The sequence below is a fragment of the Aedoeadaptatus ivorii genome (assembly GCF_900638585.1).
Taxonomy (GTDB): Bacteria; Bacillota; Clostridia; order Tissierellales; family Peptoniphilaceae; genus Aedoeadaptatus; species Aedoeadaptatus ivorii.
In genome coordinates, this window is the sequence record NZ_LR134523.1 from 348,112 (window position 1) to 362,195 (window position 14,084).

A 14,084-nucleotide genomic window follows, 5' to 3' on the forward strand; every position below is an offset into this window, starting at 1 on the left:
GCCGAGAATACCTTGAAACGAAGGAGGCTGTATATGTCGTTAACCAATGAACAAGTCCAAGCACATTTAAAGGATCCGGCAGTATTCTGCTGCCGCACTGAAAAGGGAACGAAGATCAGCTCTGCCGACCTCGAAGATCCCTCTCTCTTCCCGGATATGGTGGATGCCGGTTTGATCGAACTCTCTGACGACGGCTTGACCATCGAGCAAGTACTGGGATCGGTTCTGCAGGAAGATGCCGACGCATTGATTTCTATCACGAAGGATATGATCGATAAAGTCCAAGAACCTTCCGCCGAAAAAGAAGAGCCGAAAGCAGAAGTCAAGGAAGAAGCGAACAATGTATCTTCTATCGTCCCTACCGTAGGAGGAAGCGGAATGATTCGTATTGAAATAGGAAAGGCGGAAAAATTTGACGGCCTGAAGGTCGAAGTGCCCGTAGGCGTTGCCGCACAAGGCGCACAAGCCGCCGCACCGGCACAAGCCGCAGCGGAAATCGGCGAAAAGAAAGTCATCCATAAACTGACGAAAAAACATATTAAGATCAACGACGCCAAGCTCGGCGACAAGACTTCCATCGAAAACGGCGTCATCACCATCGACAAGAACATCGTAAAAGAAGCCGTCAAGGAAGACGTCCTGGTGAAGAGTCTGGAGCTCGACGTAATCCATCCGGACAATCGCCATATCGAAACCGAAACCATTATGGATGTCGTACCCATCGCCACCAAGATCGAAGGCAATTTGGGCGAAGGCGTTACCAAGATCGTCGACGGCGTCGTATTTATGCTCACCGGCGTAGACGAAGACGGCGTACAAATTCACGAATTCGGTTCTTCCGAAGGATATCTCGACGAGCAAATGTTCTTCGGCCATCCCGGATGTGCCGACGAAGGCGACATCATCATTCGCTGCCACGCCGTAGTAGAACGCCTCACCGGTATGACCAGACCGGGACCCTTGGCCGCACACAAATGCCAAGACTACATTATCCAAGCGGTTAGAGAAGAACTCAAGGATTATGAAGGCGAAGTCGTAAAAGAAGAACTCTGCGAAGACGTACGTCGTCCCGGCAGACCCCGTATCCTCCTCGTTAAGGAAATCATGGGTCAAGGCGCTATGCACGACAACTGCCTCTGTCCCAGCGAACCCTGTGGCGTCGCCGGCGGTCGCATGAACGTAGACCTTGGCAACGTTCCTTTGGTATTGAACTCCAACGAAATCAGAGACGGTGCGGTACATGCGCTGACCTGTATCGGACCGGCTACGAAGGAAATGACCCGCCACTATATCCGCGAACCCTTAATCGAAGGATTGGCAGAAGACGAAGAACTCGACTTGGTCGGCGTATGCCTCGTAGGCTCCCCCCAAGTCAACGACGAAAAAATGTGGGTTTCCGAACGACTCGGTTCCACCCTCGATGCCCTGTCCTTGGACGGCGTAATCATCACCACCGAAGGTTTCGGCAATAACCACATCGACTTTGTAGAACACATCGGCCAAGCCGGTAAGCGCGGCATCCCCGTAGTGGGCGTATCCTTCTGTGCATACCAAGGACAATTGGTCGTAGGTAACGAGCACGCCGATGCCATGGTCGAAGAAAACCTCGATGCGGGCGGATTCGAAAACGACATCGCCGGCTGCAACTGCATCACCCCCGAAGTGGCTGCAAGAGCGATCCAAATGCTCAAGAACAAGATCGAAGGCGTAGAAATCCTTCCCGCCGAAAAGAAATGGAACCACGATGTAATCAACGAAAACAACAAGATCATGGGTCTGCCCGTTTCCGAGCTGGTTGAAAGCGGTACGATTCACTAATTCTGATGGAGTACTCGATACAACCCGTCAAGGTAAAGGGAAAGATTAAGAGCTTCGATCGGGTAGAGGAGAATCGGATAAAGATCCACTTAAGCGGCCGCCTGGGCGTCTTGGTCATCCCCAAGACATTGATCGTCAATTACGAAGATTTCGATAGAAATCGGTATTTGACCTTCTATTACAGTTATCTGCGCGTACAGGATATGCCCTTTGACAATGACGTCTCCGAACTCCTGAATCAGAAGACCATCGAACCTTGTGTAGTCAGCGGCGTTCTCACAGAAGTAAACGATACGGCCGTAGAATGCAAGATGAACCGCGATCTGGGCGCCATCCGCGTCCCGAGGCGCACGGTAATTACCGAAGTACCCTTAAAGGAAGGACTACCGGTAGAGTTCTATCTGAGCAAGGCCCTCGTCGTCGCCGAATAAAGATTCAGACAACAAAGTCGATTGTAAGGAGGACTGAAATGACTTTAAAAACCGTGGAAGGATTGAGATCGGAAATATTCGTGCCGAATATTCCGAAGGCAGTGTTTAACGAATTAAAGAAACCCCTGAGCGAATGTAAAGTCGCCTTTATCACCGCCGGTGGGATTCACAATAAGAAGGACAAACCCTTTAACACCTCGGGCGACTTCTCTTATAGAGAAATTCCCTTCGACACGCCCTCTTCCGAATTGATGGTTACTCACGGGGGATTTGACAACTCCGATATCAACAAGGACGTCAACGCGATGTTCCCCATCGACCGCCTGCACGAGCTGGTGGAAGAAGGATTTATCGGATCCCTCCCGGAAGTAACCTACACCTTTATGGGCGGTGGCGGAAACGTAGAAAAGTTCCGCGAAGAAACCGGCCCCGAAATCGCAAAGAAATTGAAGGAGCAAGGCGTCGACGTCGTACTTTGTACCGGCGGCTGCGGTACCTGTCACAGATCCGCGACCATCGTTACCCGCGCGTGTGAAGAAGCGGGCATGAGCTGTGTGGTAATCGCCGCACTCCCCCCCATCGCAAGACAACAAGGTGCACCCCGCATTGCCGCTGCGCACGTTCCCATCGGATCCAACGCCGGCGAACCCAACAATGTAGAAATGCAAATGGGCATTTTGAAGGATTCCCTGGAATGGGTACGGGACTGCCCCAGCTACAATCAAACCAAGATGTTGCCTTACGAATATCGTCACAACGTATAAACGCGGTTTCGTGGTTTATAAAAAGCTGTCACATTCGTGGCAGCTTTTTTTGAAAGGAGGAATCCATGGGTTTAGGTCCCAGTATCAAGATGACGAGCCTGCACCATTACCGCTGCCCGATAACCGATCTCTTGGGCAAAGACGAAAAGGTCGACTTTCCCGGCGTCATCATCAACGGCGTAAGCGAAGTCTACGGCGATAAGGTCTTTACCGCAAAGCGCACGGCGGAACTCGCCGAGGCGCTTGCAATCGACGGCGCTTTAGTGGCCATCGACGGGTGGGGAAATCACCATATCGATTTTGTGGAAGTGATTCGAGAACTCGGGATTCGCGGGATTCCCTCCGTAGGGCTGAGCTATGTAGCACAGCAGGGGAGGCTCGTCGCGACAAATCCCTATGTGGAGACGGTGATCGATTTTAACAAAGAGGCGTCGGGCTATGAAACCTGTAAGGTGGGCGAAAACAATCTGACAGAGATCGACGCCGTCAAGGCATTGGCGCTATTACAGTCGAAACTCAAGAAAAAGGGCATCGTTCCTGCAGATCCGCTGCCGAAGGGAGAAAAGCGGCATCGCTTGACGAAAAAGACGTTCGCCATCGAAAAAGTAGAATTTGGCGAAGAGACCGCCATTCGTAGAGGCGTCCTCACCGTGCGAAAGGGGATCGAAGAGCGAATAAAAGAGACAGAGCCGCGGATTCGAGATATTCGGGTCTCGATCCTCGTGCCCGGAGAGGTCGACGGCTTCGTCAATTCCAATCTCGATTTCTCGCCCATAGCGGTAAAACACCGCGGCAGCCTTGGAAAGGGTATCACCCACGTGTTGGAAGACGTGACGGTGATGAGCACCGGGGTGGAGGAGAATAGCGGATTTCAGCCGTCGAATATCGGATCGTCCGAAGGCATTCTAAAAGAGCGGGTAGAATTCGACCGGGCGGGGACGCCGGCATCGTCGGATTATATCCTCCACATCGACTATCTGTTTGAAGAAAAAGAAGGACGCACCGCCGAAGGTCTCGAGGCGGCGCACCGCGCCACAGACCGCATTGTCGGAGAGATCCGCGGCGTCTTGGCGGATCTGATGGATATGAAATCCGAGCGCAAGGACTATTACGACGAGACGCGGCCGGGCAATCCCCGTATTCTTTTGGTCAAGATCACCTCGGGCCTCGGCAATATGTACGATAGCGCGGTATTTCCCGACGAGCCGGCGGGATTTATCGGGGCGCGCATGCTGAGAGATTGCAACAATATTCCTTTTTTCGTGACCCCGAACCAAATTCGAGACGGCGTGCTCCACACCCTGCTTTAGGTATCAAAAAAGACCGGCATCGCCGGTCTTCGGTGTGATTTATGCGCGCACGCGGACGCCGTCATGAAATTTGGTGAATCCGCGGCGGTCCATTTCGTCTAAGATCTCGACCGCGTATTTGCGCGAGGTGTCGATGGCGTTTCGGAAGTCGGCGAGTTTCATTTTGCCGGTTTCGTCGATCATCGCAAGGGCAATCGATACCGCCTCGTCCCAGACGTCGCGGTGCAAGGTGCGGGTTTCTAAGGCGATCAGCGTTCCCGATTCTTCCATAAAGCGGAGCACGTGTTCGCGCTTTTTGCCCACGGGAACAAAGTCGCTGTCGTCGGCGCCTTCGAACCCCTTTTCCTTGGCGATGGCTTCGGCGCGCTGCCACTGCTTTTCCTGTTCGGGGGTGAGGGTCGCGGTAAAGTGGCTGTCCTCGATGCGCTTGCCGTGGTCTTCCAGCAGGTGCTTTTGGTAGAAATGGGCGAGAAACGCCTCGGGAATTTTTTCGTCATCGAAGTGCTCCGCCTCTTGGAGCTGATGGCGAAACGCCTGCTTGGGCATGCCCGTCTCGAGGGGAAATTCCTCGTGGTAGCGGGCGAGGATGGCGCGCGCGTTTTCCAGCACGCCTTCTGCGGTGTGCGCGTGTACCAAGAGGCCGCCGGGCAGTTCGACGGTGGTGCCTGCTTCGGTGAGCTCTTTTCGGAGCGCGTGTCGCTTTTCTTCGGAAAAGCCCAGCGCCGCCCCCAGTTCGCGCTCGTCGGCATAGCGATAGCGGTTTTCCTCGAGGGCGAGGGCGAAGATCGTGGCGTCGTCTCCGGTATCTTTTTGAGAAAGCCGCTCGACGACGCGCTCGTCCTTGCGCTTGTGGCGCTTGGGATGCACCTCGAGCACCCGTCCGCCGGCGATGCTTTCGACGGGCGAGAAGAAGCGCAGCACAAAGGGGTCGTCCTTTCGAATGGGAATCGGCGCCTCGAATCGCAACTGGCCGTAGGCGCTCATGGCGGGGAGCAGTTCGTCTTCGCCGAAGAGAATCACCCGCGCCAGTGCTTCGCCGCTGCCGTAGTTTACGTGGACGCGGCTGGAATTTTTCATGGTGCGCTCCGTGGAGGCGAACATGTGAATCGCCACGTCGATCTGCTTGGTGAGGGGAAGGCTATGGGGCGGGGCGAGTACGTCGCCGACTTCGAGGCGGTCTTTTTTGACCGAGATATTGAGTGCCACCCGCTGTCCGCCAAAGGCTTCTTCGACCTCTTTGCCGTGGACTTGAATCCCCCGCACCGCGGCGAGATCCTCTTTGGGGTACAGGCGCAGCGTATCGCCCTTTCGGATGGCGCCTTCTACCAAAGTGCCGGTGACGACGGTGCCGTGGCCTGCCACCGAGAAGATGCGGTCCACCGGCAATCGGGTGAGTTCGGGCGTGCGGGGCGTCTCCTCGGCGGCCTCGGCCATATCGAGCATAAGATTTCGAAGCGTCTCGATATTCTCGCCGGTATAGGCGGAGACGGGGACGAGGGGCGCGTCTTCTAAGAAGCTGCCCTGTACCATTTCTCGGGCTTCTTCTTCGAGGATGGGGATCCACTCCCGATCCACCAGATCCACCTTAGTGAGGACCAGAATGCCCGTATCGATTCCCAGCGCCTTTACGATCTCGAAGTGCTCGCGGGTCTGGGGCATAATGCCCTCCTCGGCGGAGATTAATAAAAGCACCAGATCGACGCCGCCGATACCGGTGAGCATATTATGCACGAACTTTTCGTGGCCCGGCACGTCGATAATGCCGATATCCAGTCCCCGGTCGTTTTCCATGGTGCTGTAGCCGGGATTGATGGTAATGCCTCGTTTTTGTTCTTCTTGTAATGTATCCAAATCGACGCCGGTGAGTGCCTTCAGCAAGGTCGTCTTGCCGTGGTCCACGTGGCCGGCGGTTCCGATAATGACGTTTTTCATCGCGATGTCTTTCTAAGTTTCATGGCGCGCAGAATCGTGTCCGTATCTCCCGGGCGCAGCGTGCGCGCATCGATCAATAGGCGGTCGCGCCGAATGCGAGCGACAATCGGCGGATCGTTCTTGCGGAGGTCTTCCTCGAGCGAGGCGGCGCTCGCCTTGGGGTCTTCTACCGACACCACATAGGTGTCGAGGTACTCCCCGGGGCAGGAGCCGCCGCCGATTTCGCTCTGGTCGCGAGCGACTTCGGCGAAGTAGCCGAGTTCTTTCAGTGCTTCTGCCATCGCCTCGGCTTCTTTTTGGATGTCCTCAGGACGTTTTGCGATCATCGAGAGCACCGGAATGTCTTTGCGCGCCTTTTCGGGATTGCGGTAGCTTTTGAGGGTTGCCTCCAAGGCGGCAAAGCTCATCTTGTCCATGCGCACCACCCGCGCCAAGGGGTGGCGCTTCATGCGGGAGATATACTCGCGCTTTCCGATGGCGATTCCCGCCTGGGGCCCGCCCAACAGCTTGTCGCCGCTAAACAGCACCAGATCCGCCCCCGCCGCGAGGGAAGAGAGCACGTCGGGTTCCCGAATGCCCACATCGGTAAGGGGGTGCATCAGTCCGCTCCCCAAATCGTAGATCAGGGGCAAATCGTGGCGATCGGCGATCTCTCGGAGCGCGGGCAGTTCTACCTCTTCGGTAAAGCCCATAATCTTGAAATTGCTGGTGTGTACTTTGAGGAGCACCTCTGCCGCTTCGCTTTCGGCGGCGCGCCCGTAGTCCGCGGGGTGCACCTTATTGGTGGTGCCGATCTCCCGCAAGGTGGCGCCGGAAAGCTCGATGATTTCGGGAATCCGAAACGAACCGCCGATCTCGACCAGCTCGCCCCGGGAGACGATGACCTCGCCTTCGGGGGCGGTAAGGGCGCTGATGGCGAGGAGCACCGCCGATGCGTTGTTGTTTACGACCATCGCATCTTCCGCGCCGGTGATCTCGCGCAAGAGGCCGCTCAAAATATCGTGGCGGCTGCCGCGACGCCCTGCGTCCACATCGTATTCCAGATTGGCGTAGCGGCCCGTAAGCGCAGAAATATTTGCGATGGCATCCTCACTCAAGAGCGAGCGGCCCAGATTGGTATGAAGGATCACCCCGGTGGCGTTGACCACCGGCATCAGCGCCGGACGCCCCTTGGCGGCGAGGGCAGAAAGGATCGATGCTTCGATCGTGGCCCGATCGGCGAGGGCGCGGCAGCGCTCTCCGTCTTCTGCCGCAAGGATTCCTTTTCTCGCGGCATCGAGTGCATCGCGCACCGCCTCTTTCAATAGCGCCACATCGTCGGATTTGCCTTCGAGCGCCATTAAGAGCTCGTTTACCTGGGGCAGCTGTTGTAAGTATTGTGATTTTTCCTTCATACTAAATGTCATTGGATTTCCGCCTTTTCGTGAATGTATTTTTTGAACGCCTGTGCCTGTTGCGATAAGGTGACGTTCTTATTCCATACCATATAGAAATCCCGCGTCATATGCAACTCTTTGATTTTAAAGATCAGATAGTCCCGCGCCTCGTAGTTTTCCCATGCGGAGATCTTCGAAATGACCGAGATGCCGAGGCCTAGCTCTACGCATTTTTTGATCGATTCGATATGGGTGAGAAGCGCGCTCATGCCCCATTGGTAACTGGAATAGCCGAGCTTTTCCACCTCTTTTTCGAACTGGCGGCGGGTGGCGGAACCCTCTTCTCGCCAGATAAACTGTTCGCCCAAGATCTCCTTGATGCTGAGCGACTGATACTTCTTATATAAGGTCTTGTACTTTTCGTTTTTGGGGCAGATCAGCACCAAGGGATCGGTGAGCACTCGCTCCGATCCCAGTGCGGAGTTGGGCTTTTTGCCGAGAAATCCGAGATCGCCCTGGCCCGAGAGCAGATTGTTTTCTACGATGTCGCTGTCCGACTGGTCGATAAAAAAGCGGACATAGGGGTGTTCCTCGCGAAAGCGGACCAAGTGCTTGGGGATCCAGGATTCGCCGATCACCGACGAGACCTGCATCGAAAGCACCCCCGCCACCTCTTCGTGGACCTCTTGCTTGACCTCGTGAATGGCCTCGTCGCGCACATTGATCAGATTGACCGCGTATTTATAGAGTTTTTTGCCTTCGTCGGTGAGGATCGCCTCGCCGCGATTTCTGTTGAGCAAGATCACGCCCAGTTCCTTTTCTAAGCTGATTACGTGGGCGCTGATCGTCGGTTGGGTCAAAAAAGAAGCATCCGCCGCGCGGGAAAAGCTCTTGTATTTGGCCACATTCACAAAAGCATTAATCTGTTTAAAATCCATTTTTTCCTCCGTCTGAAATAAATCAAGCGCAGTATTGCTCGGATAGATAAAACCTCTACGCCTATTTATTTTTCTATACTTCGATTTTATCACAGCTTCGGGTGGATTCCCACGACTTGGGACGGGGTGTGGCATGGAAGTTTCGGGAAAAAATAATCTCGTATAGGAAAAACAAATTCGTCACAAAGGTGATCGTTTAGACGATAACAAACTGCCGCAGGAAAACTCAGGAAAACATATACAGAGTTTTCCTGAAAAAACAGTCTGTTATTTTTCTCCCAGAAGCTGTAAATGTATAAAGAATACCGTTATTTGACCACGTTTTCAGGAATTGGTATAATTTACCTACATCGAGAGGGAAAGGCAGAGCCGACTTTAAGCGCGTAACCGTCGGAGGCATTTCGCGTATTCCGCGGCCGGTCTTCTCTTCTCGAAGGAATCCGACGGCGATTCTTCCGTCGGGCGCCGGAGTCTCTCCGGTGCAGGTTGTTCATGTATAAGGAGGAAGAAAATGTCTATTACCAAAGAAACGGCTATGCAGCACAAAGGCGATCCTGCCGTAACCTGCTGCCGATTCGAAGCCGGTGAAGTCATCGAGCCTTCCATTTTGGAAGACCCGGCCATTTTCCCGGACCTGCAAGATACCGGTCTGCTGGATATCAATGACGAAACCCTGACGATCGGCCAAGTAATCGGCGGCAAGCTCAAAGAAACCGTCGATGCCCTGACTCCCCTCACCATGGATCTCGTAGAAGAGCTCCCCGAAGAGGAAGCAGACGAAGCCGAAGAAGCTCCCGCAGAAGAAGCGGAAGCGGCGGAAGAAGCACCCGTAGCGCAAGCAGCTCCCCAAGCAGTGGCAGCACCTTCTGTCGGTGGTTATGCGACCATCAAGATCGCTGAAGGTAAAAACATCGAAGTTACGTTTCCCGTCGTAGGCGGCACTGGTGTCGCAGGTGGGGCAGCTTTCCCCCAGATGGCAAGCGCAGCAGCGGGCGCTGACAATACCGGTGCACAAGCGGTAGATGCCGGCGAAGAAGCCGAAGGCGAAACCCACGAAATTCGCACGCTCAAAAAAAAATACTACACGATTGACAAAGTAGAGCGCGGTCCCGAAACCAAGATCGAAGGCGCCACCCTCTATATTCGTGAAGGCATCGAGCAAGAAGTTATCGATTCTCAAGAACTCGTAAAAGACTTCTCCATCGAAATCATTACTCCCGATCGCTATAAGGAATATTCCGAAACGATCATGGACGTACAGCCCATCGCCACCAAAGAAGAAGGCGAACTTGGCGAAGGCGTTACCCGCGTACTCGACGGCGTCATTATGATGCTGACCGGTACCGACGAAGGTGGCGTTCAAATCGGTGAATTCGGTTCTTCCGAAGGGGAAATGGACAAAAACATTATGTGGAATCGCCCCGGCAGCCCGGACAAAGGCGAAACCTTCATTAAGACCCAAATTACCATCCAAGAAAAGACCAACATGGAACGTCGCGGACCCATGGCGGCGCACCACGCTACCGACACCTTGACCGATGAAATCCGTCAAGCGCTCAAGAAGCTGGAAGCCGAACCCGTACGAGAAGAAAACTTCTCCCACGTTCGCAAAGACGGTCGCAAAAAGGTCCTCATCATCAAGGAAATCATGGGACAAGGCGCAATGCACGACAACTTGCTTCTTCCCATCGAACCCTGCGGATGGTTGGGCGGTAAGCCGAACGTCGACTTGGGTAACCTTCCGATCATGCTCAGCCCCCTCGAAATCTTAGACGGCGGCGTGCACGCACTTACCTGTATCGGACCGGCATCCAAGGAAATGAGCCGTCACTACTTCAGAGAACCCTTGGTACTCGAAGCATTGGCTGACGACGAAATCGACTTGCTCGGCGTTTTGCTCGTAGGCTCTCCTCAAGCCAACACCGAAAAATTCTATGTATCCAAGCGTCTCGGTATGACCGTAGAAGCGATCAATCCCGACGGTGTCGTAATCACCACCGAAGGCTTCGGTAACAACCACATCGACTTCGGTTCTCACCACGAACAAGTCGGTATGCGCGGCGTTCCCGTAGTCGGTATGTCCTTCTGTGCCGTTCAAGGTGCCCTCGTAACAGGTAACAAGTATATGACGGCTATGGTCGACAACAACAAGTCCATGCAAGGGATCGAAAACGAAATTCTCGAAAATAACACCCTTTGCGAAGAAGACGCTATCCGCGCCATCGCTATGCTGAAGACCGTAATGGCCGGCGAAGAAATCAAGGCACCGGAAAGAAAGTGGAACAACAATGTGAAGCTGAATAACGTGGAACTGATCCGCGAACAAACCGGTCGTGAATTCGAACTCGTAGACAATGAACAAGTACTCGAAAAGAGTAAGAAACGTCGCGAAATCTACGAACGCGAAGACGAGGAAGACGAAGAATAAACGATGGAAAAACTGAGATATGTCTCCTCGGAGACGTATATTGAAGGCATCATCGTTCGTCTCACCGAAGCATCCGTCACCATCGACTTTAAGGGCAGAATGGGACAACTCAAAGTGCCCCTACGCTATATCATCTCCGACTACCCCCTCGAAGAGGGCATGGAAATCGGAATGTTGATGTCGATGCCCGAAGTGATCAGCCCGGATGTAAACGAAGGATACCAAAGAAATATCGAATTGAGAAGAGAAAGAGGTCTCGAAGACTGATTTCCACAAGGAGGAAATAGAATGAAGCTTACAAGCATTAAGGGCTTGCAATCCGAAATCTATGTTCCTATTACGCCGAAACCCGTCTGGGCACCGGTAAAAAAGGAACTGAAGGATATGCGAGTCGCCATTGCAAGTGCTGCCGGTATTCACTTAAAGACCGACAAGCGGTTTAACCTTGCAGGGGATACCACTTTCCGCGAAATCCCCGGAGATGTAGACGGAGACGAATTGATGGTTTCCCACGGCGGATACGACAACTCCGACGTAAACAAGGACATCAACTGTATGTTCCCCATCGAAAGATTGCAAGAGCTCGCAGAAGAAGGATTTATCGGCGAAGTTGCTCCCATGCACTACGGTTTCATGGGCGGTGGTGGAGACCAAGACGCTTTCACCAACAAGACCGGTCCGAAGATCGCAGAACTTCTGAACAATGAGGATGTAGATGCAGTTATCCTCACAGGTGGCTGAGGTACCTGTCACCGCACCGCGACGATTGTTCAACGTGCGATAGAGGAATCGGGGATTCCTACCATCTTGATCGCTGCATTACCTCCGGTTGTCCGTCAAAACGGATCGCCCAGAGCGGTTGCACCGCGTGTTCCTATGGGAGCCAACGCAGGGGAACCGAACAACGTAGAAATGCAAACCGGTATCTTGAAGGCTACCTTGGAACAGCTTATCGCCATTCCCAGTGCCGGCAAGATCGTCGATTTGCCCTTCGAATACCAAGCGAAGGTCTAAACCATCGTAGTAGGGGGATAGTATGGAAGATATTCGAAAAAGGCGTTTGGTCATCCGCGCCTTTCACGCAACGGATGTGGAATTCGGCAAAAAGCCCGCGTTTAAAGACGGAAAGCTCACCGTACCCGAGCAGACCAAAAACGCGAGCGAACTCGTCGTAAACTCCACGGTATCCATCTTGAAACCGCATCAACACGATGTGGAAGTCAACAGTATCATGGATATTATCCCTATATCTACGAAAGTACTCGGCACGCTCGGTGAAGGCGTCACACACACCTTCACCGGCTGCTATGTACTGCTTACCGGCGTCGACGAAGACGGTCGCCAGATCGGAGAATTCGGCTCTTCCGAGGGCAATCTGAAGGAACAGCTCTACCTGGGAAGACGCGGAACGCCGGGAGAAAATGACTATATTCTGCACATCGACGTATTGGTCAAAGGCGGACAACCCTTCGACCGAAAACTCGCCAACGCCGCTTTTCAAGTGGCGGAGGACTATATCATGGAGATTCGCAAGATGCAAAAGAAGCTCGACGGCACCCTCGCCGACGAATCTCACGATTACTACGATGTGGAGCGAAAAGACGGCATAAAAGTCGTCCTGTTGAAACAGATCGCGGGACAGGGAGCGATGTATGACAATATGTTGTTCCCCTCGGAACCTTCTGGCTTCGACGGCCTTTCGATTATCGACATGGCCAATATGCCCGTGCTCTTGTCGCCCAACGAATATAGAGACGGGGCCATACGCGCCCTAGTATAATAAAATAAGTGAAAAGGAACCGAGGTCGACGTCGCTGATTTGTCGGGAACATGGTATGATACCTGCGGGGAACGCCTCGGTTCTATTTTTCCTTATTGTATGGACAGATATATTTTTATTATGGGAGTAGATAGGTTTCTGGTGTGCCTCGCGGTCTTCAAAACCGTTGTGAGAAGTTCGTAGCTTCTTAGGTGGGTTCGATTCCCACATGCTCCCGCCATTTTACATATAAATGGCATAAAAAGGTATCTTTGTCAGGCAGGAAAATGTTTTTACTTGTGAGGAGGATCCAGAATGAAATTTTCCAGAAGTATTCACGCCGTAGATTCCCATACCGCAGGCGAAGCCACCCGCGTGGTTATCGGCGGTATCCCGAAAATTCCCGGAGACAGCATGCCGGAGAAAAAACAATGGCTAGAAGATAACTTAGACTATCTTCGTACCGCAATCATGTTGGAACCCCGCGGACACAACGACATGTTCGGTTCGATCCTTACACAACCCACGAATCCGGAAGCCGACTTCGGCATCATCTTTATGGATGGCGGCGGCTACCTGAACATGTGCGGTCACGGCACCATCGGCGCAATGTCGGTAGCCGTAGAAACCGGTATCGTTCCCGTAGAAGAACCTATCACCAAGATCGTACAAGAAGCGCCCGCAGGCATCGTCCGCGGCGAAGTGGAAGTCGAAGACGGTCATGCGAAAAAGGTTACCTTCACCAACGTACCTGCATTCCTCTACAAAGAAGACCAAGAAGTTGAACTGCCCGGACACGGAAAAATCAAATTCGATATTTCCTTCGGCGGCAGCTTCTTTGCCATCGTAAAAGCCGACCAAGTGGGACTCGACATCGTGCCCGAAAATGCCGGAAAACTCAACGAACTCGGCATGCAACTGCGCGACATCATCAACGCAGAAATCAAGGTACAACACCCCGAATTGCCCCACATCAACACCGTAGACTTGATCGAATGGTGGTCTGAAACCGACACCAAAGAAGCGACCCTGAAAAACTGCGTCGTATTCGGTCAAGGCCAAGTCGACAGATCCCCCTGCGGCACCGGTACCAGCGCCAAAATGGCCACCCTTTTTGCCAAGGGCGAACTCAAAGTCGGCGACGAATTCGTATACGAATCCATCCTCGGCACCCTCTTCTACGGCAAGATCGTAGAAGAAGCTAAAGTGGGCGATTTGGACGCGGTGATTCCGCAAGTATCCGGCTCCGCTTGGATCACCGGCTTCAACCACTTCGTCATCGATGAAACCGACCCGTTGAAACACGGATTCGTATTGGGCTAATCCGC

At 53.4% G+C, this 14,084-nt stretch carries 13 protein-coding genes and 1 tRNA gene; 11 read left to right on the top strand and 3 right to left on the bottom strand.

Annotated features, from left to right (window positions below; genetic code table 11):
* Positions 1-33 precede the first annotated feature (33 nt).
* The 4 genes from prdA (EL294_RS01690) to EL294_RS01700 all read left to right on the top strand — a co-directional run bounded on the left by prdA (EL294_RS01690) (position 34) and on the right by EL294_RS01700 (position 4,323).
* Positions 34-1,818 (top strand): D-proline reductase (dithiol) proprotein PrdA, encoded by a 1,785-nt coding sequence (gene prdA, locus EL294_RS01690; protein ID WP_126464806.1) that lies wholly within the window; start codon positions 34-36, stop codon positions 1,816-1,818.
* A gap of 5 nt (positions 1,819-1,823) precedes the next feature.
* Positions 1,824-2,249: a CBO2463/CBO2479 domain-containing protein gene (locus EL294_RS07930; RefSeq protein WP_197721097.1), complete on the top strand. Its 426-nt coding sequence runs from the start codon at positions 1,824-1,826 to the stop codon at positions 2,247-2,249.
* A 2-nt stretch (positions 2,250-2,251) separates the two neighbouring features.
* Positions 2,252-3,013 (top strand): D-proline reductase (dithiol) protein PrdB, encoded by a 762-nt coding sequence (gene prdB / locus EL294_RS01695; protein WP_269471189.1) that lies wholly within the window; start codon positions 2,252-2,254, stop codon positions 3,011-3,013.
* Between the two features lie 65 nt (positions 3,014-3,078).
* Positions 3,079-4,323: a glycine/sarcosine/betaine reductase component B subunit gene (locus EL294_RS01700; protein WP_126464808.1), complete on the top strand. Its 1,245-nt coding sequence runs from the start codon at positions 3,079-3,081 to the stop codon at positions 4,321-4,323.
* A gap of 39 nt (positions 4,324-4,362) precedes the next feature.
* On the opposite strand, the gene selB is transcribed toward EL294_RS01700, so the two are convergent.
* The 3 genes from selB to EL294_RS01715 are packed head-to-tail and all read right to left on the bottom strand — an operon-like array spanning position 4,363 to position 8,569.
* Positions 4,363-6,255, bottom strand: a complete 1,893-nt coding sequence (gene selB, locus EL294_RS01705; protein ID WP_126464809.1) for a selenocysteine-specific translation elongation factor — start codon at positions 6,253-6,255, stop codon at positions 4,363-4,365.
* Positions 6,252-7,661, bottom strand: a complete 1,410-nt coding sequence (selA, locus tag EL294_RS01710) for an L-seryl-tRNA(Sec) selenium transferase (RefSeq protein ID WP_197721099.1) — start codon at positions 7,659-7,661, stop codon at positions 6,252-6,254. The genes selB and selA overlap by 4 nt, the downstream gene beginning before the upstream one ends.
* Positions 7,658-8,569, bottom strand: coding sequence for a selenium metabolism-associated LysR family transcriptional regulator (locus EL294_RS01715; RefSeq protein ID WP_164715176.1), 912 nt, complete (start codon positions 8,567-8,569; stop codon positions 7,658-7,660). Before EL294_RS01715 ends, selA begins: the two co-directional genes overlap by 4 nt.
* Before the next feature lie 511 nt (positions 8,570-9,080).
* On the opposite strand from EL294_RS01715, the gene prdA (EL294_RS01720) reads away from it, so the two are divergent.
* The 7 genes from prdA (EL294_RS01720) to EL294_RS01740 all read left to right on the top strand — a co-directional run bounded on the left by prdA (EL294_RS01720) (position 9,081) and on the right by EL294_RS01740 (position 14,079).
* Positions 9,081-10,997 (top strand): D-proline reductase (dithiol) proprotein PrdA, encoded by a 1,917-nt coding sequence (prdA, locus tag EL294_RS01720; protein ID WP_126464811.1) that lies wholly within the window; start codon positions 9,081-9,083, stop codon positions 10,995-10,997.
* Positions 10,998-11,000: 3 nt separating this feature from the next.
* Positions 11,001-11,264, top strand: a complete 264-nt coding sequence (locus tag EL294_RS01725) for a CBO2463/CBO2479 domain-containing protein (protein WP_126464812.1) — start codon at positions 11,001-11,003, stop codon at positions 11,262-11,264.
* Between the two features lie 21 nt (positions 11,265-11,285).
* On the top strand, positions 11,286-11,738 hold the full coding sequence (locus EL294_RS08235; protein WP_197721100.1) for a glycine/sarcosine/betaine reductase selenoprotein B family protein: 453 nt from the start codon (positions 11,286-11,288) through the stop codon (positions 11,736-11,738).
* 135 nt (positions 11,739-11,873) lie between these two features.
* Entirely contained in the window at positions 11,874-12,011 is a 138-nt protein-coding gene (locus tag EL294_RS08240) for a hypothetical protein (protein WP_197721101.1), read from the top strand.
* Positions 12,012-12,033: 22 nt separating this feature from the next.
* Positions 12,034-12,777, top strand: coding sequence for a proline reductase cluster protein PrdD (gene prdD / locus EL294_RS01735; RefSeq protein WP_126464814.1), 744 nt, complete (start codon positions 12,034-12,036; stop codon positions 12,775-12,777).
* 122 nt (positions 12,778-12,899) lie between these two features.
* Positions 12,900-12,997 (top strand) — tRNA-Sec (locus EL294_RS07880).
* 74 nt (positions 12,998-13,071) lie between these two features.
* Positions 13,072-14,079, top strand: coding sequence for a proline racemase (locus EL294_RS01740; protein WP_126464815.1), 1,008 nt, complete (start codon positions 13,072-13,074; stop codon positions 14,077-14,079).
* Positions 14,080-14,084 lie beyond the last annotated feature (5 nt).